Annotated in this window: 27 protein-coding genes; 11 read left to right on the plus strand and 16 right to left on the minus strand. The window is 57.4% G+C overall.

What is annotated here, in order from left to right; translation table 11 throughout:
* Window positions 1–34: 34 nt before the first annotated feature.
* Both DPQ25_RS09790 and DPQ25_RS09795 read right to left on the minus strand, forming a co-directional pair.
* Window positions 35–694: an ABC transporter ATP-binding protein gene (locus DPQ25_RS09790; RefSeq protein ID WP_216084014.1), complete on the minus strand. Its 660-nt coding sequence runs from the start codon at window positions 692–694 to the stop codon at window positions 35–37.
* An 87-nt stretch (window positions 695–781) separates the two neighbouring features.
* Window positions 782–1030, minus strand: a complete 249-nt coding sequence (locus tag DPQ25_RS09795; protein ID WP_112332998.1) for a Smr/MutS family protein — start codon at window positions 1028–1030, stop codon at window positions 782–784.
* 450 nt (window positions 1031–1480) lie between these two features.
* Between DPQ25_RS09795 and pyrB the strand changes: the two genes are divergently transcribed.
* The 5 genes from pyrB to DPQ25_RS09820 all read left to right on the plus strand — a co-directional run bounded on the left by pyrB (window position 1481) and on the right by DPQ25_RS09820 (window position 5151).
* Window positions 1481–2419, plus strand: a complete 939-nt coding sequence (pyrB, locus tag DPQ25_RS09800; RefSeq protein ID WP_112332999.1) for an aspartate carbamoyltransferase — start codon at window positions 1481–1483, stop codon at window positions 2417–2419.
* Complete coding sequence (locus tag DPQ25_RS09805) at window positions 2412–2840, plus strand: aspartate carbamoyltransferase regulatory subunit (RefSeq protein WP_112333000.1); 429 nt, start codon at window positions 2412–2414, stop codon at window positions 2838–2840. The genes pyrB and DPQ25_RS09805 overlap by 8 nt, the downstream gene beginning before the upstream one ends.
* A gap of 439 nt (window positions 2841–3279) precedes the next feature.
* Window positions 3280–4365: an LCP family protein gene (locus tag DPQ25_RS09810; protein WP_112333001.1), complete on the plus strand. Its 1086-nt coding sequence runs from the start codon at window positions 3280–3282 to the stop codon at window positions 4363–4365.
* 101 nt (window positions 4366–4466) lie between these two features.
* Window positions 4467–4769: a DUF6171 family protein gene (locus tag DPQ25_RS09815; protein ID WP_112333002.1), complete on the plus strand. Its 303-nt coding sequence runs from the start codon at window positions 4467–4469 to the stop codon at window positions 4767–4769.
* A gap of 205 nt (window positions 4770–4974) precedes the next feature.
* Window positions 4975–5151 carry an Arc family DNA-binding protein gene (locus tag DPQ25_RS09820; RefSeq protein ID WP_112333003.1) on the plus strand — a complete coding sequence of 59 codons (177 nt, stop codon included), beginning with the start codon at window positions 4975–4977 and terminating at the stop codon, window positions 5149–5151.
* Between the two features lie 258 nt (window positions 5152–5409).
* Here the strand turns inward: DPQ25_RS09820 and DPQ25_RS09825 are convergent, their stop codons facing one another.
* The gene (locus DPQ25_RS09825) at window positions 5410–7722 is read right to left on the minus strand and encodes a hypothetical protein (RefSeq protein WP_112333004.1); all 2313 of its coding nucleotides are present in this window, start codon (window positions 7720–7722) and stop codon (window positions 5410–5412) included.
* Between the two features lie 249 nt (window positions 7723–7971).
* Between DPQ25_RS09825 and DPQ25_RS09835 the strand changes: the two genes are divergently transcribed.
* On the plus strand, window positions 7972–8373 hold the full coding sequence (locus tag DPQ25_RS09835) for an ACT domain-containing protein (protein WP_112333006.1): 402 nt from the start codon (window positions 7972–7974) through the stop codon (window positions 8371–8373).
* 71 nt (window positions 8374–8444) lie between these two features.
* Here the strand turns inward: DPQ25_RS09835 and rbr are convergent, their stop codons facing one another.
* The 11 genes from rbr to DPQ25_RS09870 form a co-directional block, all read right to left on the minus strand.
* Entirely contained in the window at window positions 8445–8984 is a 540-nt protein-coding gene (rbr, locus tag DPQ25_RS09840; protein WP_112333007.1) for a rubrerythrin, read from the minus strand.
* Between the two features lie 137 nt (window positions 8985–9121).
* Complete coding sequence (locus DPQ25_RS09845; RefSeq protein ID WP_112333008.1) at window positions 9122–11062, minus strand: fructose-1,6-bisphosphatase; 1941 nt, start codon at window positions 11060–11062, stop codon at window positions 9122–9124.
* Window positions 11063–11346: 284 nt separating this feature from the next.
* On the minus strand, window positions 11347–11496 hold the full coding sequence (locus DPQ25_RS14670; protein WP_177576978.1) for a hypothetical protein: 150 nt from the start codon (window positions 11494–11496) through the stop codon (window positions 11347–11349).
* The gene (locus DPQ25_RS09850; protein ID WP_112333009.1) at window positions 11493–11717 is read right to left on the minus strand and encodes a hypothetical protein; all 225 of its coding nucleotides are present in this window, start codon (window positions 11715–11717) and stop codon (window positions 11493–11495) included. The genes DPQ25_RS14670 and DPQ25_RS09850 overlap by 4 nt, the downstream gene beginning before the upstream one ends.
* A gap of 90 nt (window positions 11718–11807) precedes the next feature.
* Entirely contained in the window at window positions 11808–11960 is a 153-nt protein-coding gene (locus DPQ25_RS14675) for a hypothetical protein (protein ID WP_177576980.1), read from the minus strand.
* 172 nt (window positions 11961–12132) lie between these two features.
* Window positions 12133–12288 (minus strand): hypothetical protein, encoded by a 156-nt coding sequence (locus DPQ25_RS14680; RefSeq protein WP_177576982.1) that lies wholly within the window; start codon window positions 12286–12288, stop codon window positions 12133–12135.
* Between the two features lie 34 nt (window positions 12289–12322).
* Window positions 12323–12472, minus strand: a complete 150-nt coding sequence (locus DPQ25_RS14685; protein ID WP_177576983.1) for a hypothetical protein — start codon at window positions 12470–12472, stop codon at window positions 12323–12325.
* Window positions 12473–12735: 263 nt separating this feature from the next.
* Complete coding sequence (locus DPQ25_RS09855; RefSeq protein ID WP_112333010.1) at window positions 12736–14481, minus strand: NADH-dependent [FeFe] hydrogenase, group A6; 1746 nt, start codon at window positions 14479–14481, stop codon at window positions 12736–12738.
* Window positions 14482–14499: 18 nt separating this feature from the next.
* Window positions 14500–16290 carry an NADH-quinone oxidoreductase subunit NuoF gene (gene nuoF / locus DPQ25_RS09860; RefSeq protein ID WP_112333011.1) on the minus strand — a complete coding sequence of 597 codons (1791 nt, stop codon included), beginning with the start codon at window positions 16288–16290 and terminating at the stop codon, window positions 14500–14502.
* 20 nt (window positions 16291–16310) lie between these two features.
* Window positions 16311–16676 carry a (2Fe-2S) ferredoxin domain-containing protein gene (locus tag DPQ25_RS09865; protein WP_112333012.1) on the minus strand — a complete coding sequence of 122 codons (366 nt, stop codon included), beginning with the start codon at window positions 16674–16676 and terminating at the stop codon, window positions 16311–16313.
* Between the two features lie 27 nt (window positions 16677–16703).
* Window positions 16704–17201: an NADH-quinone oxidoreductase subunit NuoE family protein gene (locus tag DPQ25_RS09870; protein ID WP_112333013.1), complete on the minus strand. Its 498-nt coding sequence runs from the start codon at window positions 17199–17201 to the stop codon at window positions 16704–16706.
* Window positions 17202–17664: 463 nt separating this feature from the next.
* On the opposite strand from DPQ25_RS09870, the gene serC reads away from it, so the two are divergent.
* The 3 genes from serC to DPQ25_RS09885 all read left to right on the plus strand — a co-directional run bounded on the left by serC (window position 17665) and on the right by DPQ25_RS09885 (window position 21501).
* Window positions 17665–18750, plus strand: coding sequence for a 3-phosphoserine/phosphohydroxythreonine transaminase (serC, locus tag DPQ25_RS09875; protein WP_112333014.1), 1086 nt, complete (start codon window positions 17665–17667; stop codon window positions 18748–18750).
* A 56-nt stretch (window positions 18751–18806) separates the two neighbouring features.
* Window positions 18807–19967 (plus strand): 3-phosphoglycerate dehydrogenase family protein, encoded by a 1161-nt coding sequence (locus DPQ25_RS09880; protein ID WP_112333015.1) that lies wholly within the window; start codon window positions 18807–18809, stop codon window positions 19965–19967.
* Window positions 19968–20094: 127 nt separating this feature from the next.
* Window positions 20095–21501, plus strand: coding sequence for an amidophosphoribosyltransferase (locus tag DPQ25_RS09885; RefSeq protein WP_112333016.1), 1407 nt, complete (start codon window positions 20095–20097; stop codon window positions 21499–21501).
* Between the two features lie 121 nt (window positions 21502–21622).
* On the opposite strand, the gene DPQ25_RS09890 is transcribed toward DPQ25_RS09885, so the two are convergent.
* Together DPQ25_RS09890 and DPQ25_RS09895 are read right to left on the minus strand one after the other, a co-directional pair.
* Window positions 21623–23290 carry a DUF4091 domain-containing protein gene (locus DPQ25_RS09890; RefSeq protein ID WP_112333017.1) on the minus strand — a complete coding sequence of 556 codons (1668 nt, stop codon included), beginning with the start codon at window positions 23288–23290 and terminating at the stop codon, window positions 21623–21625.
* 27 nt (window positions 23291–23317) lie between these two features.
* Window positions 23318–24058 (minus strand): SGNH/GDSL hydrolase family protein, encoded by a 741-nt coding sequence (locus DPQ25_RS09895; protein WP_177576985.1) that lies wholly within the window; start codon window positions 24056–24058, stop codon window positions 23318–23320.
* Window positions 24059–24267: 209 nt separating this feature from the next.
* On the opposite strand from DPQ25_RS09895, the gene DPQ25_RS09900 reads away from it, so the two are divergent.
* Entirely contained in the window at window positions 24268–24585 is a 318-nt protein-coding gene (locus DPQ25_RS09900; RefSeq protein ID WP_112333019.1) for an L-rhamnose mutarotase, read from the plus strand.
* A gap of 219 nt (window positions 24586–24804) precedes the next feature.
* Entirely contained in the window at window positions 24805–25266 is a 462-nt protein-coding gene (locus DPQ25_RS09905; RefSeq protein ID WP_146740546.1) for a hypothetical protein, read from the plus strand.
* Window positions 25267–25411: the final 145 nt, after the last annotated feature.

Consider the following 25411-nt stretch of genomic DNA (forward strand, 5'->3'; position numbering starts at 1 on the left):
TAATCCTTCGTTTCGGCAATCAGCGGCCGTGCGGCTACCATTCAATGGTCTGCGCGGACGCCGGGCTCGGGTTGCAGCGCATATCGACCACCTTGCCGCTGTTGATGCGGATGACCCGGTCTGCAATGGCGGAAAACGCCTGGTTATGCGTAATGACCACCACGGTGCGTCCGGTGTTGCGGCAGGTGTCCTGCAAAAGCTGGAGGATGTTCTTGCCCGTTTTATAATCAAGCGCGCCGGTCGGCTCATCGCAGAGCAGCAGCTTGGGGTTTTTCGCCAGCGCCCGCGCAATGGCGACGCGCTGTTGTTCGCCGCCGGAAAGCTGCGCAGGAAAATTGTTCATGCGCTCGGTCAGGCCTACCTCGCGCAGCACCTCCTCCGCCGGCAGCGGCTCCCGGCAGATTTCCGAGGCCAGCTCCACATTTTCCAGCGCTGTCAGGTTCTGCACCAGGTTGTAGAACTGAAAGACAAAGCCCACGTCATAACGGCGGTAGGCAGTCAGCTGGCGGCTGTTGTAGCCGCTGATCAGCGCGCCGTCGAGCTCAATGGAGCCGCCGGAGCAGGTATCCATGCCGCCCAGCATATTCAGCACGGTGGTTTTACCCGCGCCGCTGGGGCCCACAATAATAACAAATTCACCCTTTTCAATGGAGAAGGTCACGCCGTCTGCCGCCGCGATGCGCACCTCGCCCATCTGATAGTACTTCGTAACGTCCTTGAATTCTACGAAGGCCACTTGTACTCCCCCTTGCCGGCCTTACCGCCGTATATTTTCAATTGCTTATTTCAGTAAAATCCGCGTCTGTCCGGGATTGAGGCTGAGCAGCTTTGCCTGGATGCGCGGATGCTTGAGCTGTTTGCGCACCATGTCGCGCAAAACCTGGCCGTTGTTGTAGCCGTGTATAACGACGAGCTCCGTTACACCTGCATCGATCCGGCTTAAAAGCTGTTCAAGCTGCCGTTTGGCATCGGGCGCCGTCAGGCCGTGCAGATTGACCTCCATGACATTGCCCCGCCGTTGTGTTACCATAGTCCGATTCTCTTTTCTTTTATTCTCTGCCGGAGGGCGGAAAGGCGACGAACGCGCCGGGCCGCACCGGGAAGGGCTTTCCCGCAGGAAAGCCGCTGCGGATATATTTATAACTAGTATACTATAGAAAATGCGCGAAATGAAGAAGAAACTATAAATAATTAATAATCATCTTTACCGCCTCTACTTTAATTTGTCAAATGCCCTTTTCTCACGCGGCGCGCCTCCCATTTTCTATATACTATCATACCGGCTTGTCCTGCTCAAGACCGTTTGGTGAAACGGGCGCAGTTTTTCCCCTTACGCACGAATTTGCGGCAGGAAGCTTTTTCCCGCAGGCTGGACAAGCGTGCAATTTTATAGTATATTATATGGTTAGAGCAAGTGAAGCCATACAACAAGATCGATGTTTGAACGGCATTCGCCGAAAAGAAAGGCGTGATATAAGTTATGGTTCATATGATTGACCCTCTTGACTTTTCCGTGGAGGAAGTCGGCGCCCTGCTGGATTTGGCCGGCCGGATTGAAGCAGAGCCCAAGGCTTACGCGCAGGCCTGCGCGGGCAAAAAGCTCGCCACCCTGTTTTATGAACCCAGCACCCGCACCCGCCTGAGCTTTGAGGCCGCCATGCTCAACATGGGCGGCAGCATTCTCGGCTTTTCCTCGGCAGATTCCAGCTCCGCCTCCAAAGGGGAAAGCGTGGCGGACACCATCCGCGTTATCTCCTGCTATGCGGACATCTGCGCCATGCGCCACCCGAAGGAGGGCGCGCCCCTGCGCGCCGCGCACTACTCCCGCATCCCCGTCATCAACGCCGGCGACGGCGGCCACCAGCATCCCACCCAAACGCTCGCGGACCTAATGACCATACGCAAGCGCAAGGGTACGCTCGACGGCTTGACCATTGGCCTGTGCGGCGACCTCAAGTTCGGCCGCACGGTGCATTCCCTCATCCGGGCGCTCTCGCGCTACGCCGGCATCCGCTTTGTGCTGATTTCGCCGGAGGAGCTCAAGGTACCGGAGTATGTCCTCAACGAGGCCGTCCGCCCGCGCGGCATCCCCTATGAGGAGACCACCTCCCTGGAGGAAGCCCTGCCCCGTCTCGACATTCTCTATATGACGCGCGTCCAGCGGGAGCGCTTTTTCAACGAGGAGGACTACGTCCGTTTAAAGGACAGCTATATCCTGACCGGGCATAAAATGCGTCTGGCGCAGCCGGGCATGGCGGTGCTGCATCCGCTTCCCCGGGTTAACGAGATTGCCCTGGACGTGGACAGCGACCCCCGCGCCGCTTATTTTGAGCAGGTGCAAAACGGCGTCTATGTGCGCATGGCGCTGATTCTTACCCTGCTGAGGCTGGCAGAGAAAGGAGAGGCCTCCCATGCTTAACATTGACAGCCTGCAAAACGGCATCGTTATTGACCACATCAAGGCCGGCACCAGTATGATGATCTACGACCTGCTCGACCTGGGCGAGCTGGATTGCTGCGTCGCCATTATTAAAAATGCCCGCAGTGAAAAGTTCGGCAAAAAGGACATTATTAAGATTGACGGCGATATCGATATCGACTTGGAAATTCTCGGGTTTATCGACAGCAGCATCACCGTCAACATCATCCGCCGCGGCGTCATCGCCGAAAAGAAGGAGCTGGAGCTGCCCAAAAAGCTGAAAAACGTCATTCAGTGTAAGAACCCCCGCTGTATTACCAGCATCGAGGAGGAGGTAGACCACATCTTCCTGCTGGGCGGCGATAAAAAATACCGCTGCGCCTACTGTGAGCAGGAGTTTCACCCCGGCCCCAGCCGCTGATTAAAGCGCTGAACCGCTTGGCGCAATTTTAATTTTCAGGGCGGCGGCCCGGCTTCTCCGGTGTGAAGCCGGGCTGTTATTTCTGCCGGGAACCCGCAAACGCTCCCGGCGGCGCCAAGCCCAGCGGCGTATAAATCCGCTGCCGGAGGCCAAAAATAGCATCGAGCCCTATCCGCGCCGCACCGGGCATTACGCCCGCCTTACGTGCCTAAATTAAGTTTAGACGCGCCGGCACGGCATTTTGTTTGCAGCGGACGCCCGGCCGGGCGGTTACAAAAGTTTATTATTTTAATAACGGCCTAAATATTGACTTATTCCGCGCCAGGCAATAAAATATAAATACTTGAGCAGCCAGGCCAAGGCTCGGAATGCGTGAAGAATTTTGCGGTGAATATGCGGCAGCCGCTGACGGAATGTGAAATAATATGGAGAGTGTATCATGGCTAATAATCGAAAAAACAGCAGGCAAAGCCAACCGATTGACCGCTATAACTATGTAGACCGCGACATCTACAGCAGCTCCGGCGGGCGGCGGCCCACCGGCAACCGTTACCGCAGGAAAAAGAAAAGCGCCGGCAAGCGCGTGGCCGTGGTGCTGGTGTCGCTGGTGTTGGTACTCGCGGCGGCGGTGGGCGTATATGCCACGGTCATGCTCAACCGGGTCAACCGCACGCCGGGCATTGAAGAGGACCTGTCCAAATATACCGAGCAGCCCAGCGCGGCCCCAACCTGGGACGTCATCAATGACAACAAGGTCACCAACATTCTGCTGATTGGCACGGATAAGGGGGACGACGGCCTTTCCAGCCGCTCGGACACCACCATGCTGGTCTCTATAGACAACCGCACAAAGTCCCTGCGCCTGGTCTCCTTTCTGCGGGATATGTACCTGGAGATTCCCACCCTTGAGGGCAAGCATAAATTTAACGCCGCCTATGCCAATGGCGGCGCGGCCCTGACCATGCAGACCCTGGAGAACAACTTCCGTATTCAAATTGACAAATATGTGGAAATCGACTTTGAAAACTTTGAACAGGTTATTGACAAGATGGGCGGCATCGATATTGACATGAGCGCCAAGAGCGCCGCCTATGAAAACGAGGTCATGGGCAGCAATCTGCACGAGGGCGTCAACCACCTGGACGGGCGGCTTGCCCTTTACTATGCGCGTATACGCGACATTGACAGCGACTTCGGCCGCACGGGCCGCCAGCGCCAGGTTATTCTCGCCATGCTGGAGCGCTTCAAGGGGCTGAACCCCATTGAGATGAACAATATTGCCTATGACTACCTGCCGCATGTCACCACCAATCTGAGCAACTCCGAAATTTTGTACCTGATTTCCCTGATGGGCCAGATTCCGGATTATGAACAGCAGACCATGCACATCCCCAACGACAATACGTTTGAGGACCGCAGGATTGACGGTGCCGGACAGGTTCTGTACATGGAGGACCTGACGGAAAACTGCACCTTACTGCGCAATTTCCTCTACCCGACGGAGAACAGCGCCTCCGGCCAATAAACCGGCGGCAGATAAAAGATAAAAGGGCATAGCCGAATGGCTGTGCCCTTTTGTGGTACTCACCCGCCCGTCTTTCCTGCCGCCTTAAAAGGAGAACGCCCATGCAGCCAAAATATGAACCCTCCCCCACCCCCGTGCCCAATGAGGAGGCTCCCCGCGGCCCCCGTTGTTTTCGCTGCCTGCTCAGTGAAACGGATCATACGCTCTATGAAACGGTGCGGGCTTACATTGACAGCCTTTCCCCCGAGCTGCGCGTCCCGGATGCGCTTTACCGTGAGCGGCTGGCGGCATGCACATCCTGCAAAAATCTTATCAACGGCCTGTGCGGCCTATGCGGCTGCTTTGTCGAGGCCCGGGCGGCCAAAACCGGCAGCCGCTGTCCAGCAGCCGCGCCGCGTTGGTAACACCTCATATCCCGCCGCCAGGCCCCGGATCTCCCCGACGGTTTCTTCATCCTGGGAAAGGCTGTATTTTTGCTTAACCGGCTTCATAAAAACGAGTCTCCTTTTTATGTTTTTAACAAATATCATTATATCATGCCGTCAATACATATTTTAACGGCATTTTTCCGCTATAATGATAGCATCATCATTTTAAGGAGGCTATCACATGAAGCCTGATTATGTAAAATTCACGCTGAGAATAGAATCGGAGCTATTTGAAAAATTCCGTTTCATTGCAGATGCTCATGCTCGTTCAGCAAATCGTGAGCTCGAGACCGCCATTAAACAGTATGTCTCAGAATATGAGAAGGAGAACGGCGAAATCGGCAAAAGTACAAAATGAACACGCTACTATTCAGCGTTTGCAACGCAACCTGCCCGGCAGCACGGCCATGCTGAACAGGCTCTGCCGCACTCTGGACTGCCGCCTGGAGAACATCGCCGCGTATGTTCCGGAGCGAACGGAATTCCTTCAATCCCCTAAGTAGCCTAAATGGCCTGAATAGCCTGCACCCGACAGACAGAAACAAGTCGCCCCCACGCCCAGGCTGGGCATGGGGGCGGCTTGTTGATTCTTTTTTACCCGGCGCGCTGCGCGGGGTCAGGCTTTGGGCCCGGCGGCGGCAACGGACAAATTGAGCTTATCCAGCGTGCGTTTTACAGGAACATAGACAAAAACGCGATCGCCAATGGCGCGTACCTCCGCGCCCTCGCCGCAGCCCTCAAAGCGGGCCGTGCCCGCGGGGAACGGGCCGAAGCGCACCCGGTTCACAGCAAGGGGCTCATGCGCGCTCAGCAGGACCCGGTAGCCGTTTTCGGTGCGTTCATAGGCATAATCCACCTTCACCTGTGCACGCTTGCCGTCCTTGAAGGTGACGACCGGGTAGGCCTTTGTCTCCACGGCAGTGAAGTCGTCCGGCAGGCGCGGCACCAGGCAGAGGCCGCTCTCCGGGCTCAGATCGTCCAGGCCCAGGATCATGCGGCCGATCTTACAGGTTTCCGCCTGCTGCACGGCGTTGCCCTGGTCGCAGTTGCGGAACCAGTAGCGGCGGCTCGGGTGTACGATGACCCCTTCCGGCACAATATAGTTGACATCGGTGTGGTGGTAGCTGTAGCATGCCGCCGCTTTCACGCTCTCGGTAAAGCGGCCGTAGTCGTCCAGCATAGCGAGCAGGTGGGCCAAATAGCCCTGTCCGTAGCCCATCTGGCGCCCGGACCAAGGGTGGAGATAATCGTCCGTCTGCGCCTTTAGCGTGCGCCGGGCAATCTCATACAGCTCGCCGCCCGCAAAAGCTGGGTCGTAGGTCTCCAGGTCGGAGAGCAAAAACAGCGGGCCGAAGCGCTTGTACTCGTGCGTCCAGCAATCATAGGTGTTGTCGGTAAAGATGCGCCCGTAGCGCTCGCTGTCCAGGGTAAAGACCTCCATAATACCGTCATACAGGCGGTCCCCGTAAGCCTTCCAGCGCCGCGCCTGTTCGTCAAGGCCGCACTCCGCCGCCATCTTCGCGTAGGCGCGCAGCGCGTAGCAGGCAATGATATTGGAGTATAAATCATAGCCGCCGTAGGTCTGCGCGGAGGCCTCGCTGTCCGAATACAGCACCTTGTCAAAATTGGATTCCTCCGGGCAGTCCATCTGCCAGCAAAACCACTCCGCCGCGCCGGTGAGTTTATCCAGATGCGCGTGTACCCAGTCCCTGCCGGTGATGCCGCTGAAGAAGAGGCGGGCCATAAAAATCATAATCGAGGCATGCCCGTCGTTTTCCTTACCGGCTGTCAGCTGCTGCATCTCCTCGGGCAGTTCACGGTAATTGCCGATGCGCTTCCAGTTGGGCCTGGGAAACCGCCAGCTTGAACAATCCAGGTAGCCGTGCAGGCAGCTGGCGGCGGCAAGAAGCTTTTCTGTCGCGCCGCAGAAGGCCAGCTCGGTGAGCACCCGGCCGATGTCCCGGGTCCAGATGTGGCTTGCGTAGGAGGAGGACCCCCTGCGGAAGGTCCCGAGGCCGATGTACAAGCCGAAATTCGCCGTCCCCGGCGTGGAGGTATGCGTCATGCCGTCGCTGTCCACCTTATGTTTAGCCATATCATCCATGTTGAGGTTGTACACATTGGTGTAAAGCTCCGCAATATTACTGCCCCTAAAGGTGACGGACGGGCAGACGGGCGCCTCCACGGCAACCGGCTCCACATGGCTGGGAATTTCGTCGAGGTATTGGTACAGCCGCCGGGAAAGACGGTCTAAACGGTCGGTATAGCTGCGGTTGAGGAAAATCTTCGGATCTACAATTTTCGTCCCGGCGGCGGGCACATGGCCCTCGCGGGCCAGCGTAACGCCGGAGATAAACACATCGTCGGCCTTGGCCTCCGCCGGCGCAAGAATAATCTTCATCAGCGGCTTTTTCTTCAAGGGAACGCACATCATGTAATGCAGGCCCTTGTCGCCGTCGCTTTCGTTGAGCAGCAGCGCTTCGTCCAGCAGCCGTTTAGCCGCCGGGTCCGAGGCAAAGGGCTCGTTATAGGGCGACTCAAAGGTGTTCAGATAAGTTTCATAGCTCTTTTTGGTGTGGTACAGGTCGTAATTCCACACATTCAGGCCAAAGACCAGCGGCACAATCTCCTGGGTCCAATCCTTGTAGATAAAAAGGGCCGATCCGAGCTGGTCGCCGATAAAAATCCGCTTATTATAGCAGCCGCGCACCTCATTTTGGCCCCACCACTCGCTGCACCAGCCGCTGCGGTTGACCATGCCGGCCAGATACGCATATGTAAAGCCCTCGTTTTCACCGGGCTCCAGGGTTGCGCCCGGGTCAAACGGCAGGATGCGCGCGCCGTCATAGGCCAGGGAAAAAGGGATGCCGAAAGCCTCCTTCTCCACCGTCTGCCCGCCATGCGGAAGCAGTTCAAACAATGCTGTCATTTCAAAAGCTCCTCTCTCCGTCAAGCCTCCAGCGGCTTGATTCTTTCCTTCATTATACGGGTTATTTTTCATTTTTCAAGAGCCAATTTTCAGCCGTTTTTGCCGCGCGGCGCTTTACAAGCCCCGCCGGACCCGGTACAATTGAATAAACGGGATCTATGCCATAAAAAATGTTTTTCTTTCCGGCGGCGCGCGCAGGCCGGAAAGGTGTCCCGCCGCCCCCGGGCGGCAGAGAAAGGAGCTTACCCATTGAATATACAAATACTGCCCCAACGGTTCTCGGTTTGCAGGCTTGCGCCGGACGCCGTGCTGCCTCAGGGGAATTTTTATTTTACGGCCCGCACAAACGACGAATGCTCGCTGGTACTTCCCACCGCGGACGTTCCCCCGTCTGTGACGGATCGGGAGGACGGCTGGCGCGCTTTCCGCGTAGCCGGCGTGCTCGACTTTTCCTTGGTAGGCGTGCTGGCAAAGCTTTCCGGCGTGCTTGCCGCAGCGCAGGTCAGCATCTTTGCCGTGTCCACCTATAATACCGATTATCTTTTTGTACGGGAGCAGTGCCTCGCGGCGGCGCTGTCCGCTCTGCGGCAGGCGGGCTACCGCCTGGAGGAAGCCCCGACGGACCTGGGCGGCGGCAAGAGCAAAAAATAAAGCGGTACGGCCAGACGCCGTACCGCCAAAATATTCAGATGTGATTGCTGCCGGAAAAATGAGCAAAAGGCTCAATAATTTTCACAGCGGCGCTCAAAGTATGCCTGCGGGTGCTTGCACGCGGGGCAGAGCGCCGGCGCGTTTTTGCCAATGTGGATATAGCCGCAGTTACGGCAAACCCAAACGGTTTCCTCGCCGCACTTAAAGACGACATCCTCCTTCAGGTTCTGCAGCAGCTTGCGGTAGCGCTCCTCATGGGATTTCTCAATGCCGGCCACCAAACGCATGGTGGTGGCAATGTCGTGGAAGCCCTCCTCGTCGGCAACATCGGCAAACTCCTTGTACATTTCGGTCCACTCATAGTTTTCGCCGTTTGCCGCGTCCAGCAGGTTTGCCTCTGTTGCCGGAACCCCGCCGTCATGCAGCAGCTTAAACCACAGCTTGGCGTGCTCCTTCTCATTATTAGCCGTCTCCTCAAAGATGGCCGCGATTTGCTCATAGCCATCCTTCTTGGCGCGGGATGCATAATATGTGTACTTCGTACGTGCCTGAGACTCCCCTGCAAACGCAGCCAGCAGGTTTGCTTCTGTTTTACTACCCTTGAGTTCCATTGCGACATCCTCCTAATCATACTGATTTTTTTGCCTGGATTCCTCTTTTCAGGATTTCCAGTTGCTTCCTTTATTATACAGGCGGGCGCTGGAAAAAACAAGGGAATCTGCTATGAAAATAAAAATAATTCCTATTTTTATAAGCACTCCTTCAGGCTGCCGGTCCGGTAGGCCGCCAGCAGGTCCTGCAGCTCCTCAATCTGGCGGATCAGCTTTTTGCCGGTATCCGTGTCGCGCACAGTCACACGCTTAGGCATCAGCTGGACAATCTGCACCCGGGGCGCATTCTGCGACAGGTTCCGGCGCACCTCCTCAAAGGGCTTATGCTCCGCCAGGGCCAGGTGGTGGGAATTGGAAATCAGCGTGTAGCCGCCAATGCCCGTCTGCCCATGGTAGGCCTTGGAGATGCCGCCGTCAATCATGAACAGCAGGCCGCCCCCCTTAATGGGGCTTTCGCCCTTGCGCGGCTTTACCGGCACATGCCCGTTGACAATGTGCGACTGCGCCGGGTCCAGGCCGAACTCGTGCAGGATCTTCTCGCAGGCCGGACGCTCCTCCACCAACCTGTAATAGGGGTTGAGCGTTTCTGTGTGCGTCTTCGGGTCGGCGATAAAATAGCGCTCAAAGGCAGCGAGCTTGCTCTTGCCGAACAACGGGGACTTAGGCCCGCACCAGAGGTACCAGATAAAGTCCACCGCGTCCTGCTTCGCCGCGGAATCCGCCGGGGCAAAGCAGGCGTCGTGAACGCGCCCGCGGATGTAGTCGAGGTAGTTTTTACCCCAGAGCTCCTTGCCGCCGAAGGAGACATGCTCAAACGCCCCGTCCTCCGTCATTGGGATACACCCGTGGTAGAGGAGGTTGGCGTTAAAGCACTTGTACATGCCACCATTGGAGTACAGAAAACGCAGGTGCTTTTGCAGCAGCGCGCTATGGGAGAAGGAGAGCGCCAGCGTATGCACCAGCTCCTCCTCCTGAACGGTCAGGGCGAGCGGGTCGGCGGGGTCCACCGTGGGAAAGAGCGTGTCGCGCAGCGGGTAGGCCTCCCCGTCCAGCCGAACCGTACCCGCCTGAAAATCGACCTTATCCAGCAGAATGCGGTCCTCCATTTGGTATTCGGGGTGGCGCTTAATCAGCTGCCCCTCCAGCTTAAACTGAATGACTGCAATGGCTTTATGCATCTTAGCCGCCAGGCCCGCGTCCACAGGGTCGTAGGTGTTCTGGTCCAGCAAATGCGGCGCGAAGAGCGCGCAGGGGTCGTCGCTGTAGACCTGTGCGGCAAAGGTAGAGAGCGCGCGCAGGTTGATGCCATAGCCATCCTCCAGCAGGTCAAAATTATTGTAGCTGATGCCCTGGCGCACCACGTTCGCCATACAGGCGGTGTTGCCCGCCTGGGCGCCGATCCAGCCAATATCGTGGTTGCCCCACTGGATGTCCACAGCCTGAAAGCCCATCAGCTCCTCCATGATCTGGTCCGCGCGCGGGCCGCGGTCAAAGATGTCGCCGATGATATGGAGGCGGTCGATGCAGCACTGGCGGATCAGGCGGCAGAGCACCGTAATGAAGGGCTCCGCCACACCGGTGTTGACAATGGAGCAGATGATCTCGGTGTAATAATCCTCCTTGTTCTCCTCCGTGTCCGCATGCAGCAGCTCGTCGATGATATAGGCGAACTGGCCGGGGATTTTTTTACGCACCTTAGAGCGCGTATATTTGGAGGACACCGCCCGGCAGACCTGAACCAGCCGGTAGATGGTAATGCGGCACCAGTCCTCAAAGCCGGCCCTGTCCTGCTGCGCCTGCAGCGTCTCCTCCGGCTGGTAAATCAACGCGGAAAGCAGCGCGCGGTCCGCCTCGCCGACGGAGTTTTGAAACAGGGTTTCAATTTTATCCCGCACCACGCCGGAGGCGCTGTTGAGCAAATAGCGGAAGGCCTCGCTCTCCCCATGCAGGTCGCTGAAAAAATACTCCGTCCCCTTCGGCAGGCAGCAGATCGCGTTCAGGTTGATGATTTCGGAGGATGCCGCCGCAATGGTGGGATAATCCTTTGCAAGCAGCTCCAGATAATGCCGGTCCGTCATAGTAAACCTCCTGTTATTGAAATAGCCCCGCGCGCTTGTCCGCCCCGGGGCATACCTTTTAAAAATCGGCCGGCCTGTTTTAAGCCCGACCTGTGGGCCGATAATTTAATCATAGATAATTTTTCCTAAAAAAGCAATATTTTTCTATAACGCCCATGGTCCTGGCGAAGCCCCTCCCCATCCCATGTTTCGGAGCAAAAATGCCGAATTTCGGACGATATGAAGCGAGGCGCCGGTAGAAACTGGCGCCTCGTCTATGATAAACCTAAGTCCTTACACAATATTTACTCTACGATAGCCCCATTCCCCGCAACAAAAGAGAACGGCTCTGCTGCTAAGCCGCTGGACAAAGTAGGTTCCGCAGCCGATACATTAATAATAAAGAGCGAAAATATAGAGATAACGAGCAACAAACTAATAATCTTTTTTGTCATCTTGATGCTTCTTTTCTATCTCTTTTTTCTATCACTGCCTGAACAATACCAAGCGCAAGGGAGAGGGCGCTGACCGCAGCGGTAAACGCAATCGCAGGCCAGCCGACTCTTTGTTCAAACAACCAACTAACCGTTATAAACAGATAAACGGTTCCGTTGAAAAAGCAAACGCCTTTTCTGAGGTTTAACCGCCGAAAAAAATTTTTCTTTTCCGAGATCATCCCCTTTCACCCCTCTCGTTCAAAATTCCCCGCCGTTTTATCGGCGGCAGGGAACCGGCCTGCTGTTACCCAGCGGTTGAACGGCCCTTATTAGCTATAAAGAATGGTATTAAATGCTTTAACATCAATGATATGCCCCAGCCAAAGAAATCCGATTAGAGCAGACGCCCCAACAATAGCTCCCGCAATAATCAGGCCCCAAAACAAGTACCAGCCTGCGGGATGTTCATTTTTAGGGTTCATAAAAGCCCTCCTATCACTGCTTTTAAATAAAAATACTATATTTTTAACACCTGTAAATATAATTATGATAGATAATATTCGTGTATATAGAAAGAAAAACAAACACAAAATCCCCCGCCGCTTTATCGGCGGCAGGGGACCGGCCTGCTGTTATCCGGCGGTCGAGCGGCCTTTATTGTCTGTAAAGAATCGTATCGAATGCTTTAACATCAACAATATGCCCCAGCCAAAGAAATCCAATTAAAACAGAGGCCCCAACAATAGCTCCCGCAATAATCAGGCCCCAAAACAAGTACCAGCCCGCGGGACGTTCATTTTTAGGGTTCATAAAAGCCCTCCCATCACTGCTTTTTATATAACCATTAGTTAAATGCAATTTGTCCAAGCATATCCGCAAGGTAGACAAAGCCATTCTTTATGGCGGTGCCAATAACAACGGTTCCAATAATAATGGAGACCCCGATAATGGCGGCACAAATATATTTTCCGGTATTATTATGTTTTGGCTCCATCGTAATTCTCCCATTTTTATTTTCTTTATTAAAAAATACCATATTTTTTTATATTTGTAAATATAATTATGATATATAGATGACATTCGTGTATATAGAATAAGAGATCCGTCGATTTTCTCATAAAGCCTTATTAAAAATACACACAAAAACCCCTCCCGTCCAGGCCAATGAACGGGAGGGGCCGTTTTTATAATCGTTTTCACGGCAAACCAAATCGGTCACCGGACGGCTTCCGGCATCCTATAGGAGCGGGAACCGGCTTAGAAGCGCTTGCGGGGCACGTAATGGGTGTGCAGCAGCTCGTGCGCCTTATGGCTGCCGGGCTCGCCCAGGTACTCCGCGTAAACCTTTTTAATCAATGGGCTTTCATGGCTCTTACGCAGCGGCAGGTTTTTGTCCTCGTCATAAAGGGCCTTGGCGCGCTCGGCCTTCAGGTCGGTGAAATTGCGCACATCGGCGGGCTGAACCGGCTGGCCGCCGCCGTTGACACAGCCGCCCGGGCAGCACATGATCTCGACGAACTGGTAATCCGCCTCGCCGCTTTGAATCTTCTTCAGCACGGCATCCGCGTTTTTCAGGCCGCTGACCGCCGCCACCTTCACATCCATACCGGCAATGTGGTAGACAGCCTCTTTGATGCCCTCGGTGCCGCGGATCTCATGATAGTCTACGTTTTCAACGCTGCGGTTTTCCAGCACGTCGGCCGCGGTCCGCAGGGCTGCCTCCATCACGCCGCCGGTCGCGCCGAAGATGACGGCGGCACCGGTGGCCTCGCCCATGGCCTCGTCGAATTTCTCGTCGGGCAGGCGGTTGAAGTCGATGCGGCAGCGGCGGATGAGCCGCGCCAGTTCACGGGTGGTCAGGCTGATGTCGGTATCCTGCAGGCCTTCGCCTGCGCCGGACATACCGTCGCGCCCGGTCTCGAACTTTTTCGCGGTACAGGGCATGATGCTGACGGAAACAATATTCTTCGGGTCGATGCCCTCCTTCTCCGCAAACCAAGATTTAATCATAGCGCCGGTCATGGACTGCGGGGACTTGCAGGTGGAAAGGTGCGGCAGCAGATCCGGGTAATAGTGCTCGCAGAATTTGACCCAGCCGGGGGAGCAGGAGGTAATCATCGGCAGCACGCCGCCGTTCTGCACACGGCCCAGGAACTCGTGCGCCTCCTCCATAATGGTCAGGTCCGCGCCGAAATCGGTGTCAAACACCTTGTCAAAGCCGATGCGGCGCAGGGCGGCGACCATTTTGCCCTCCACGTTGGAGCCCACCGGCATGCCGAAGCATTCGCCCAGCGTTGCGCGGATGGAGGGGGCCGTCTGCACGACAACGTACTTGCTCGGGTCGTTGATGGCGTCCAGCACCTCGTCGCACTGGTCGCGTTCGGTCAGCGCGCCGGTCGGGCAGGCCACAATGCACTGGCCGCAGGCCACGCAGGCCACATCGGCCAAATCGCGCTCAAACATGCAGCCGATATGCGTGTCAAAGCCACGGCTGTTGGGGCCGATAACCGCTACGTGCTGATCCGCGCAGGCAGCCACACAGCGGCGGCAGAGAATGCACTTGGAGTTGTCGCGCACCAGGTAGGCGGTGGACTCATCGCGGCGGGTGTCCGGCATAGCGCCGTCAAAGCGGTCCGCGCTTTCCACCCCCAGCTCATTGCACAGCTGCTGCAGCTCGCACGCGCCGCTGCGCGAGCAGGTCAGGCACTTGCGGTTATGTACGGAGAGCAGGAGCTCCAGCGTCGTTTTGCGGGACTCGAGCACCTTCGGGGTGTTGGTGAACACCTCCATCCCCTCGTTGACCGGGTAGACGCAGGCGGCCATCAGGCTGCGCGCACCCTTGATCTCGACCACGCACATGCGGCACGCACCGATTTCGTTGATATCCTTCAGGTAGCAGAGCGTCGGAATATTGATGCCCGCTTCTCTCGCCGCCTCAAGGACCGTATATCCCGCCGGTACAGAAAGGGGGATGTTGTTGATTTTAATATTGACCATATCCATTATCCTTCTCCCCTTTCGTTATCTTTTCACAATGGCGCCGAACCTGCATTTTTCCATACAGGCGCCGCACTTGATGCATTTGGACGTGTCAATGACGTGAGGCTGCTTGACCGTGCCGGTAATGGCCCCAACCGGGCAATTGCGCGCGCACAGCGTACAGCCGCGGCACTTATCCGCCTCAATATGGTAGTTGGTGAGCGCCTTGCACACGCCTGCCGGGCAGCGATGCTCGGTGACATGGGCAATGTACTCATCGCGGAAATATTTCAGGGTCGAAAGCACGGGGTTGGGCGCGGTCTGGCCCAGCGCGCAGAGGGAGTTCTCCTTGAGGTAGTAGCACAGCTCCTCCATGCGGTCAATATCCTCCAGCGTGCCCTTGCCGTCGGTGATCTTCGTCAGCAGCTCCAGCAGGCGGCGGGTGCCGACGCGGCAGGGGGTGCACTTTCCGCAGGATTCGTCGACGGTGAACTCGAGGAAGAATTTGGCGATGTCCACCATGCAGGTGGTGTCGTCCATGACGATCATGCCGCCGGAGCCCATCATGGCGCCGATGGCGGTCAGGTTGTCGTAATCAATCTTAATGTCGAGCTCCGAGGCCGGAATGCAGCCGCCGGAGGGGCCGCCCGTCTGGGCCGCCTTGAAGGCGTGGCCGTTCGGCACGCCGCCGCCGATCTCTTCGACAATTTCACGCAGCGTGGTGCCCATGGGTACCTCCACCAGGCCGGTGTGGTTGATCTTGCCGCCCAAAGCAAACACCTTGGTGCCGGCGGATTTTTCCGTGCCGATGGAGTGGAACCACTCCGCGCCGTTGAGGATGATCTGGGTAATATTGGCCCAGGTCTCCACATTGTTGAGGATGGTGGGCTTTTGAAACAGGCCCTTGAGCGCCGGGAACGGCGGACGGGGCCGCGGCTCTCCGCGCTTGCCCTCAATGGAGGTCATCAGCGCCGTCTCTTCGCCGCAGACAAACGCGCCCGCGCCGAGCCGGAGCTCAATGTCGAAGTCAAAGCCGGAGCCGAAGATATTCTTGCCGAGGAAGCCCTTTTCGCGGGACTGCCGCAGCGCAATCTGCAGGCGCTTGACGGCGATGGGGTACTCGGCGCGTATGTAGATGTAGCCCTGGGTGGAGCCGATGGCATAACCGGCGATGGTCATGGCCTCCAGCACGGTGTGGGGGTCGCCCTCCAGGATAGAGCGGTCCATGAACGCGCCCGGGTCGCCCTCGTCGGCGTTGCAGCACACATACTTCTGGTCGGCCTGGTTGGCAGCCGCAAAGCTCCACTTCAGGCCGGTGGGAAAGCCCGCGCCGCCGCGGCCGCGCAGGCCGGAGGCCTTCATCACGCCAATGACCTCCTGCGGGGTCATCTCCTTCAGAACCTTTGCCAGGGCGGTGTAGCCGTCAACCGCAATATACTCGCTAATATCCTCGGGGTTGATGACGCCGCAGTTGCGCAGCGCGATGCGGCGCTGCTTGGCGTAGAACGGGGTCTCGCTCAGGGAACGGATCGAACCGTCCTCAGACACCGTCTCTTTATACAGCAGGCGCTTGACGGCCTTGCCCTTGAGCAGGTGCTCCTCGACAATCTCGGGGATGTCCTCCACCTGAACCATGCTGTAGAAGGAACCTTCCGGATAGACGATCATGATCGGGCCGAGCGCGCACAGGCCAAAGCAGCCGGTGCGCACAACGTTGACCTCATCCTCCAGGCCGTGCCGCGCGATTTCTTCCTGTAGCTTTTCAATAATTTTTTCGCTGTTGGAGGAGGTACACCCGGTACCCCCGCAAACCAGTACGTCAGTGCGATACATTACTCTGTCTCCCTTTAGTCTCAAGAATTCGAATCGATCGTGTATTCGGCGACAACCCGGCCGCCGGCAAGATGCTCCTTGGCAACGCGGGCGGCCTTTTCAGCCGTCATGTGGACATAGGTAGTCTTCCGCCCTTCCTCAAAGACCTCGACGACCGGCTCCATTGGGCACAGGCCCACACAGCCCGTGGCCGCAACCAGCACACCCGGCAGCTCCAGCTTCTCCGCCTCTGCTGCCAGCGCGGAAAGCACCGGCCGCGCGCCGGCCCGGATCCCGCAGTCGTCCATGGAGACGAGCACCCGCACGGATGGCTCGCCAATGCGGCGCAGCATAACCTTTCCCCGGCTTTCTCTGCGCTCGGCTTCCAATTGTTCAATTGTCATCATGTCGATCCTCCTTTGGCTCAGCGCCGGTCAATCCGCGTACTTGGCGAGGATGCTGTCCACCTCGTCCGGCGTCAGGCGCCCGTACACTTCATCATTGATGGTCATAACCGGGGCCAGGCCGCAGGCGCCGATGCAGCGGCACGCAGTGAGCGAAAACTTGCCGTCCGGGGTGCATTCCTCGGGCTGAATGCCCAGCGCCGAGGTCAGCTTATCCAGCACGGCGGCCGCGCCCTTGACATAGCAGGCGGTGCCCAGGCAGATGGAGACATTGTATTTTCCCTTGGGGGTCAGCGAAAACTGCGAGTAAAAGGTAGAGACGCCGAACACCTCTTCAAGCGAGACGCCCAGCCCTTCCGCAATCATGGTCTGCACCTCCACGGGCAGGTAGCCGTAAACCTCCTGCGCCTCCTGAAGGCAAGGCATAATCGCGCCGGGCTGGTCCTTGTGCCTGGCAATGATCTCCTTCAGCTTTGCTTCCTGTTCCGCCGTCCCCTGAAACGGCAAATTGCTGATACGTTTTTGCATGGAATGGTCCTCCCTTTTTTCGTACATACTGCCATAAACCTTGCATGTATATGGTCATTCTATGTAGATAGTGAAATAAACCGGGATCCCCGGCGAGCTGTTGCTTCATTATAGCATAAGTCTTTTTTTAAATCCAGACGGTTTCTGATAGATTGACTAAATTTTCTCCTTTATCCATATTTCTTTTTGAAAATTGTGCAATAAACAAAAATGCAACCATCGTTAAAAATATATCTAACTAAAAACGCACTAAAATTTTCCGGGAAAGCCCGATGGATTCCGTCAATATTTTGTAGCTCCGCCACGTTGCTTTTAGGCCGTGAAAGCGATATAATAAAATGTATCATAAAAATTCACTGCCCGCGCCGCCGAGGCGGCTGAGCCTTGTCCGGATTCCCCGAAGCCAGGTGGATTTTGCCGGATTCCGCCCGCGGGCGATTAAAAAATTGGAGGTAGCGCTCAAATGAACCGAGTTTACAATTTTTCTGCCGGGCCTTCCATGCTGCCGGAGGCGGTGCTCCGCCGCGCAGCAGGCGAAATGCTGGATTACCAGGGCAGCGGCCAGTCCGTTATGGAGATGTCCCACCGCTCAAAGGTCTATGAAGGCATCATCAACTCCGCGGAGAGCCTTTTACGGGAGGTCATGAACATCCCTGACAATTACAAGGTACTGTTCCTGCAGGGCGGCGCTTCCTCCCAGTTCGCCATGGTCCCCATGAACCTGATGACCAAAAACAACAAGGCCGACTTTGTCATTACCGGCCAGTGGGCCACCAAGGCCTATAAGGAAGCCGCCCGCTACGGCGCCGCCAATGTGGTGGCCTCCTCCAAGGACAAAACCTTCAGCTACATCCCGGAGCTGGACCCCGCTGCCTTTGACAAGGAGGCGGACTATTTCCACATCTGCATGAACAACACCATCTACGGCACGAAATTCCATACCCTGCCCGACACCGGCAGCGTGCCGCTGGTCGCGGACATCTCCTCCTGCATCCTGAGCGAGCCCATCGACGTCAGCAAATTCGGCCTGCTTTACGCCGGCGCACAAAAAAACATGGCGCCTGCCGGCCTGACGGTGGTGATTATCCGTGAGGATCTCATCGGCCACGCGATGGACATTACCCCCACCATGTTCGACTACCAGATCCATGCGGACAACGGCTCCATGTACAACACCCCGCCCTGCTACACCATCTATATGGCAATGCTGGTGCTGGATTGGCTGAAGAACACCATCGGCGGCCTGGACGAGATGAAAAAGATCAATGAGAAAAAGGCCGGCATGCTGTACGGCTTCCTCGATGCCTCCAAGCTGTTCCGCGGCACGGTGGAGCCGCAGGACCGCTCCCTGATGAACGTCCCGTTTGTCACCGGCGACGAGGAGCTTGACAAGAAATTTGTCAAGGCCGCAGAGGCCGAGGGCTTTGTCAACCTGAAGGGCCACCGCTCCGTGGGCGGCATGCGCGCCTCCATTTACAACGCCATGCCGACGGAGGGCGTCGAAAAGCTGGTCGCCTTCATGGAGAAATTTGAAAAGGAGAACGCCTGACCGGCACGTCCGGCCCGGTTTCGCTAATTTTTATAGAGGGGAAGGAATGAAAACCCATGTTTCATGTTCATTGCTTAAATAAGATCTCCAAGGCGGGGACCGACTGCTTTAATGAGAATTACGAGGTCGGCGCCGAGGTGCAGAACCCGGATGCCGTTATGGTCCGCTCCGCCTCCATGCACGAGATGGATTTCAACCCGGAGCTGCTCGCCATTGCGCGGGCCGGCGCCGGCGTCAACAATATTCCGCTGGACCGCTGCAGCGAGGAGGGCATCGTGGTGTTCAACACACCGGGCGCCAACGCCAACGCGGTGAAGGAGCTTGTACTGGCGGCCCTGCTCATGACCTCCCGTAAAATCGTGGACGGCATCGAGTGGGTCCAGACGCTCAAGGGGGAAGAGGGCGACCCCGCCAAGCTGGTGGAAAAGGGCAAGAGCGCGTTTTCCGGCCCGGAGATCAGCGGCAAGAAGCTGGGCGTAATCGGCCTTGGGGCCATCGGCATCCTCGTCGCCAACGCTGCCAAGAGCCTGGGCATGGAGGTCTACGGCTATGACCCGTACCTCTCCGTCGATGCCGCCTGGGGCCTCTCCCGCTCCATTCACCATGCACGCACGCTGGACGAAATCTATGCCGTCAGCGACTACATCACCGTCCACGTGCCGCTGACGCCCGACACCCGGGAGATGGTCAACGCCGAGAGCATTGCCAAAATGAAGGACGGCGTCCGCCTGCTGAACTTTGCCCGCGGAGAGCTGATGAATACCGCCGATGTGCTGGCGGCGCTGGAGAGCGGCAAGGTTGCCGCCTACGCCACGGATTTTGCCTCTAAGGAGCTTATTGGCGCCAAGGGCGTGCTCGTCACCCCGCACCTGGGCGCCTCCACCCCTGAAAGCGAGGACAACTGCGCACGCATGGCGGCCCGCGAACTGATGGACTACCTGGAGAACGGCAACATCCGCAACTCGGTGAACATGCCGGCGGTTTCCATGCCCCGCGAAGGGACCCGCATCTGCATCCTGCACAAGAATGTACCCAACACCATCAGCCTTTTCTCCGGCGCGGCAGCAAAGGAAGGGCTCAATATAGAGAATATGTCCAGCAAGTCCAAAAAAGACTATGCTTACACCATTTTAGACGTTACCGGCGACGTCACGGAGCAGACCGTGGCGGCCATCTCCTCCTTGGGGGATGTCACCCGGGTACGCGTTATTAAATAAGCGCACGGCTTTTAGTTGTGAACGATTAGACGGCACGGGGACTGACGGATCTGTGCCGTCTTTCCTTTTTCAAGCAGCAAACGAACGGATTTGGCCAGAGAGATGAAAACGGAGGATACAAAGCGATATGGGCGGATTTTTTGGCGTAGCAGCAAAGGAAGATTGTGTTTTTGATTTGTTTTTCGGGACGGATTACCACTCCCACCTGGGTACGCGCCGGGCCGGGCTGGCGGTGTACGACCTGAAAAAGGGCTTTGACCGCGCGATACATAACATTGAAAACGCGCCGTTCCGGACGAAATTTGACAAGGATGTCAGCGAGATGAGCGGGTTTATGGGCATTGGCTGTATTTCGGACTATGAGCCGCAGCCGCTGCTGGTGCGCTCCCACTTCGGCACCTATGCCATCGCCACGGTCGGCAAGATTAATAACGCGGACCAGATTATCAAGGATATCTTCAAAACAGGGCATATGCACTTTCTGGAGATGAGCGGCGGCGACATCAACGCCACGGAGCTGGTGGCGGCTATCATCGACCAGAAGAGCAACCTGATTGAGGGCATCCAGTACGCCCAGCAATTGGTGGACGGCTCGCTTACCCTGCTGGTCATGACCCCCAAGGGCATTTACGCCGCCCGTGACCGTTACGGGCGCACCCCGGTTTCCATTGGGCGCAAGGAGGATGCCTACTGTGTCTCCTTTGAGAGCTTTGCCTATTTGAACCTGGGCTACACCGAGGAACGAGAGCTCGGCCCGGGAGAGGTCGCCGTCATCACGCCGGAGGGGGCCGCCACCCTGGTCCAGCCCGGCAAGGAGATGAAAATCTGCACCTTTCTCTGGGTATATTACGGCTACCCGTCCTCCTCCTACGAGGGCATCAGCGTTGAGAAGATGCGCTACAACTGCGGCCGCCTGCTGGCCCGCCGGGACGACGCCCGCCCCGACATTGTCGCCGGTGTGCCGGACTCCGGCACGGCGCATGCCATCGGCTACGCCAATGAGTCCGGCATCCCCTTCTCCCGCCCGTTCATCAAATATACCCCCACCTGGCCGCGCTCCTTCATGCCCACCATTCAGAGCAAGCGCAACCTGATTGCCAAGATGAAGCTGATTCCCGTTCACGACCTGATTCAGGGCCGCAGCCTGCTGCTCATTGACGACTCTATTGTCCGCGGCACGCAGATGCGCGAAACCACCGAGTTCCTCTACCAGAGCGGCGCCAAGGAGGTTCACGTGCGCCCCGCCTGCCCGCCCTTGCTCTACGGCTGCAAGTACCTCAACTTTTCCCGCTCCTCCTCGGAGATGGACCTGATCACCCGCCGGGTGATCCAGGAGCTGGAGGGCGGCAAAAAGGACGTTGACCTGCTGCCCTACGCCGACCCGGAGTCCCCCGAGTACGAGGCGATGATCCACGGCATCAACACCAAGCTCAATTTTACCTCCCTGCGTTACCACCGCCTGGATGACATGATTGCCTCGGTGGGCATTGACAAATGCAAGCTGTGCACCTATTGCTGGAACGGCAAGGAATAAGCGGCGCAGATACAGGGAACAGCCCGGCTGTAGTACACAGCCGGGCTGTTCCCGCATTCATAAGCAAATTATTCCCGCACCGCCGGGGAGGCGTGCCCTAAGCGGCATCGGCATTGCTCCGTCAGGCGTTCTCGCGGGCTGCGATCTCCCGGTTCACACGCTCACGCAGCGATAGGTAGTAGGCGGCCTCCTTGGGGTAGCAGGCGAACGTGATGGGCTGCTCCAGGCCATCCTCCATCAGGGCCAGGACATGGGCCCGGCCCGCAAGGGCCTCCAGCTTTTTCAGGGCGCGCAGGTCGCACAGCGCCTGGTACATCGCCATCAGCCGGATGGATTCCTCCGGCACACCGTCCGGGCCCGGGTAGACGACAAACGGATCGCCGGAGGGCAGCAGGCCGCCCGCGTCCGTCACCTCATAGGGGTTGATGTGGCGGGCCGAACCGGTGGTATTGTAGAAATTAAAGCCCCATTGCAAAAAGCCCGCAATATTGAATTTATAAAGCTGCAGCCCAATGGCGCGGCAGCGGGCCAGCGGCATGGCAAAAAAGCGGTTACACACGTCCTTCTGCTGCCCCACGCAGTAGTAGGTCCACAGGTTTTCCACCTTATTCTCCAGAAAATGCTCAATATGGTCGGTGGAGGGCACCGGGTCGGTGACAATGCCGCGGGCATAAAACTCGTAGTTCGAGAGGGCATCCATGCAGACAAAGCCCTCCAGCAGGTCGGCAATAGACTGCTTGGCCGCCCGGTAAGCCTCCACCTGCTCCTCAGAGGGCTCGTCGGAGATATGGAAACGGCAGCGCCCGGCCAGGCCCCATGCGTTCAGCTGCGCGGTGAGTGCGGGAAGAAACGCGCGCAGGAACACCGTATAAGCGCCGCCCACCGCCGGGGTGTCCCAGCCGAAAATACGTTTCTGGGTACCGTCCGGCAGCGTTGCCATTACCTTGGGGGCCGCCTTGGCGCCCCACTGGGTAAAGAGGTGAGAGAACTCAAACCATTTTATGCCCTTTTCAAGGCAGAGGTCAAACCAGCGCCTGAGGCGGTCAAACCCAAAGCGGTACCCACCGTCCGGCTGCGTATAAACATCCGCCAGCTGTACCGTGGTGCGCTCGCCGCCGATCTCCGTGTCGAGCGGCGGCGTGAAGATTGGGGTCAGAACCATATTGATCCCGCGCTTCACCATCAGCGCGACATAGTTGCCCACAACCTCCCAGTGCTCCTCGCTCCAGGGCTGCAGGCCGTAATAATCGGCAAGGCAGTCGGTGTGGAACCACTCGGTGTGCATCAGCTCCTGCTCCGGCAGGCTGGCGGCTAAAACCGAAACCGTTGCCGTCAGGCAGCCCACCTCTCCCGCCGGGTTGGAAAAGCACAGGCAGACCGGGTACTCGCCCGCCGGGAGCCCACCCGGCTCTACATCCACCCAGAGCGCGCGCCACTGGCCCGGCGTGCCGCCCAACACCCCATTTTCGCCCACCTCGCGCAGAATATCCGGAAAAAGGCCGGGCCGCAGGTGGGAATAGTTGCCGTCGTTCCAGGACGGATCGCCGGGAAAACGGGAGGGCGCCAGCTCCACAGTGCGCAGCCGGACCCGGCCGCTGATCGGCGACTCCACGGCAACCCGGAGGCAACCCTCCCCCGGCGAGGGAATTTTATAGGCCGCCTGAAAGGAGACCGTTTCATTCTGCAGGGCCGTCAGAGGCACCGAAAAATCCTCCTGCGGCTCCTCCTCCGGAAAGACCTTATACAGTGCGCTCAGCAGCTTAAATTCATAGGTATAAACGCTTTTCATGTCTTATTCCTCCCAATAGCATCCCCCTCAGGCGGGAATGTCAGCCCTAAAGAAAATATTTTGCAGCAGGGACATGGCAAACAGGCCGTGCATCCCCGGCGTTGGATGGTTGATAAAATTGGAGAGCAGATTGGTCGTGTCGGTACCGGCCTCCGCCAGCTTTTTCCAGCGCGCGTAGCAGTCGCACACCGGAATGCGGTATGCCGCCGCGGTGCGGCGCGCCGCATCCATGTAAAGATCCATGGTGCCGTCGTTTTGCAGCTCGCTCACAGCGGCCGCCGTGTCGCGCAGCCATTTCTCCACAAGCAAGCCGGACACACGGGTACACATCATATTCGGCGTCATAAACATGCAGGGCAGCCGCTCCGCGTTCATGCGCTCAAAAATACCGGCGAGCGCGTCCTCATACACGCTGATTTTCTCCCGGCCGCCGCAGGCGTCGTTCAACCCCACGCATACGACCGTCAGGTCCGGGCGGGCGCCGAGGACATCGCGTTCCAGGCGGGCGGCACAGCCGGCGCTGTTGTCGCCGCCGATGCCCGCATTGATGACGGTGACCGGCACGGTGGGATACATAGCCCCCAGCAGGCGCTTCAGCTGGGCATGGTAGACCTGCTCGAAGTCGCAGCCGTGCGACACGCCGAGAACGCCCTCGCTCTCAAAACAGCCCTGGGTGACGCTGTCCCCCAAAAAGGCGAGCTTGAGCGGCGGGCGGCTAAAGCCGTCGGCGGCCTTGGCGGCAAATTCCTCCGCAAGCTTGATTTCCATAACAAATCCTCCCTTTAAATCCATACGCCCTGCGAACCCCATCAGGTTTTGCGCAAAGGCAATTTTAATTATAACAGCTTCGCGGTAATTTGCATCCCCCTTTTTTCATTTGAGCCTAGCTTTTTTTCAACGCCCGTGCTATGATAGAAGCAAAGTAAAAAACCGCCCGGCGCTGCCGGGTTCTGACATTGAAAGGATGAGTTGTGAAGATGGAACGCTATGCATGGAAGGGAATTGTCCACGACGGCTGTCTGGAGGAATATAAGCGCCGCCACGACGAAATCTGGCCGGAGATGCTGGAGGTGCTCAAGGCCGCCGGGATCAAAAACTACACCATTTGGAACGTTGGCAACGAGCTGTTCGGCTATTATGAGTGCGAAAAGGGCGCGGATTTTGCCGCCAAGGTCCAGGCAGAAAGCCCGGTCGTTGACAAATGGAATGAATATATGAAGGATGTCATGACCATGGCGATGGACCCCGTCACCGGTGCGCAGCCTAAAATGAAGCAGATGTTCCTGATGGAGTGAACAGCCCACCCGGAGCAGACAGGCCCCTGAAGTAAGACAAAGGGAACCCGGACCGTGCTGTGAGCTGTACCCCTACTGATTAAGCAAGCAGGCTGCTTGCTTAGAAAACGGAGCTCAGTCTCAATTCAGCGCGGCGGGTTCCCCTTTTTTGCCGTTGGCAGCCTTGATATGGCTTTTACAGGCGCTTCGAGCGCCAAAAAGAAGCAGGAGGTTGAGCCCATGAAACCGTCCACAAAAAGGCCGTTGCCGGCAGCAATAGGCGCTGCCGGTTTGCTGGCTGCAGCCCTGGTTCTGGAAATTTTGCCCTATGGCGCCGTGCTGGTATTTGCGCCGGGGCCGGGCGAGCAGCTGATCCAGGCATTTTCTTATTTCAGCCTGGCGCCCTTTGGGTATGCCAACTTTTTCCCCCTGCCTGCGGGGATCCTCACGGCGGCCTCTCTGTTGCTCAGCCTGCTGGTCCTGTTCGGCCTGCTTCCGGCAGTGCGCAAGCAAATTTCTGCCGGCATTCCCGGGCTGCGCACGGCGGCGCCGGCCTGCTGCATCGCCGCGTTGGCCTGCTCCCTGCTGCCGCTGAGCTTTGGCCCTGTTTATATGTCCTGGGCCAGCTATACGGTTTCAGCCCTGCTGCTGGCGGCAGCCGGGCTGCTCTTTTATACCGCCGCAGCACAGAAAAAAAGCTGAAGCTGCCGCGGCGCTTTTCATGGCAGCGGCTAAAGGGGCGCCTGAACTATTATTTTCAGGCCTGTAACCTTCGGGCAGGCCCGCCCGTCTTAACAATAGAGCAAGCTTTGTGCCGCCCGGCGGAGGGCCGGATATGAGAGAACAG

This window comes from Hydrogeniiclostridium mannosilyticum (assembly GCF_003268275.1).
In the GTDB taxonomy this organism is placed as follows: domain Bacteria; phylum Bacillota; class Clostridia; order Oscillospirales; family Acutalibacteraceae; genus Hydrogeniiclostridium; species Hydrogeniiclostridium mannosilyticum.

Bases quoted from the DNA above. Each gene is read 5' to 3' on its own strand.
- DPQ25_RS09790 (WP_216084014.1), bottom strand. From the start codon at position 694: ATGGGCGAGGTGCGCATCGCGGCGGCAGACGGCGTGACCTTCTCCATT.
- DPQ25_RS09795 (WP_112332998.1), bottom strand. From the start codon at position 1,030: ATGGTAACACAACGGCGGGGCAATGTCATGGAGGTCAATCTGCACGGC.
- pyrB (WP_112332999.1), top strand. From the start codon at position 1,481: ATGGTTCATATGATTGACCCTCTTGACTTTTCCGTGGAGGAAGTCGGC.
- DPQ25_RS09805 (WP_112333000.1), top strand. From the start codon at position 2,412: ATGCTTAACATTGACAGCCTGCAAAACGGCATCGTTATTGACCACATC.
- DPQ25_RS09810 (WP_112333001.1), top strand. From the start codon at position 3,280: ATGGCTAATAATCGAAAAAACAGCAGGCAAAGCCAACCGATTGACCGC.
- DPQ25_RS09815 (WP_112333002.1), top strand. From the start codon at position 4,467: ATGCAGCCAAAATATGAACCCTCCCCCACCCCCGTGCCCAATGAGGAG.
- DPQ25_RS09820 (WP_112333003.1), top strand. From the start codon at position 4,975: ATGAAGCCTGATTATGTAAAATTCACGCTGAGAATAGAATCGGAGCTA.
- DPQ25_RS09825 (WP_112333004.1), bottom strand. From the start codon at position 7,722: ATGACAGCATTGTTTGAACTGCTTCCGCATGGCGGGCAGACGGTGGAG.
- rbr (WP_112333007.1), bottom strand. From the start codon at position 8,984: ATGGAACTCAAGGGTAGTAAAACAGAAGCAAACCTGCTGGCTGCGTTT.
- DPQ25_RS09845 (WP_112333008.1), bottom strand. From the start codon at position 11,062: ATGACGGACCGGCATTATCTGGAGCTGCTTGCAAAGGATTATCCCACC.
- DPQ25_RS14670 (WP_177576978.1), bottom strand. From the start codon at position 11,496: ATGACAAAAAAGATTATTAGTTTGTTGCTCGTTATCTCTATATTTTCG.
- DPQ25_RS09850 (WP_112333009.1), bottom strand. From the start codon at position 11,717: ATGATCTCGGAAAAGAAAAATTTTTTTCGGCGGTTAAACCTCAGAAAA.
- DPQ25_RS14675 (WP_177576980.1), bottom strand. From the start codon at position 11,960: ATGAACCCTAAAAATGAACATCCCGCAGGCTGGTACTTGTTTTGGGGC.
- DPQ25_RS14680 (WP_177576982.1), bottom strand. From the start codon at position 12,288: ATGAACCCTAAAAATGAACGTCCCGCGGGCTGGTACTTGTTTTGGGGC.
- DPQ25_RS14685 (WP_177576983.1), bottom strand. From the start codon at position 12,472: ATGGAGCCAAAACATAATAATACCGGAAAATATATTTGTGCCGCCATT.
- DPQ25_RS09855 (WP_112333010.1), bottom strand. From the start codon at position 14,481: ATGGATATGGTCAATATTAAAATCAACAACATCCCCCTTTCTGTACCG.
- nuoF (WP_112333011.1), bottom strand. From the start codon at position 16,290: ATGTATCGCACTGACGTACTGGTTTGCGGGGGTACCGGGTGTACCTCC.
- DPQ25_RS09865 (WP_112333012.1), bottom strand. From the start codon at position 16,676: ATGATGACAATTGAACAATTGGAAGCCGAGCGCAGAGAAAGCCGGGGA.
- DPQ25_RS09870 (WP_112333013.1), bottom strand. From the start codon at position 17,201: ATGCAAAAACGTATCAGCAATTTGCCGTTTCAGGGGACGGCGGAACAG.
- serC (WP_112333014.1), top strand. From the start codon at position 17,665: ATGAACCGAGTTTACAATTTTTCTGCCGGGCCTTCCATGCTGCCGGAG.
- DPQ25_RS09880 (WP_112333015.1), top strand. From the start codon at position 18,807: ATGTTTCATGTTCATTGCTTAAATAAGATCTCCAAGGCGGGGACCGAC.
- DPQ25_RS09885 (WP_112333016.1), top strand. From the start codon at position 20,095: ATGGGCGGATTTTTTGGCGTAGCAGCAAAGGAAGATTGTGTTTTTGAT.
- DPQ25_RS09890 (WP_112333017.1), bottom strand. From the start codon at position 23,290: ATGAAAAGCGTTTATACCTATGAATTTAAGCTGCTGAGCGCACTGTAT.
- DPQ25_RS09895 (WP_177576985.1), bottom strand. From the start codon at position 24,058: ATGGAAATCAAGCTTGCGGAGGAATTTGCCGCCAAGGCCGCCGACGGC.
- DPQ25_RS09900 (WP_112333019.1), top strand. From the start codon at position 24,268: ATGGAACGCTATGCATGGAAGGGAATTGTCCACGACGGCTGTCTGGAG.
- DPQ25_RS09905 (WP_146740546.1), top strand. From the start codon at position 24,805: ATGAAACCGTCCACAAAAAGGCCGTTGCCGGCAGCAATAGGCGCTGCC.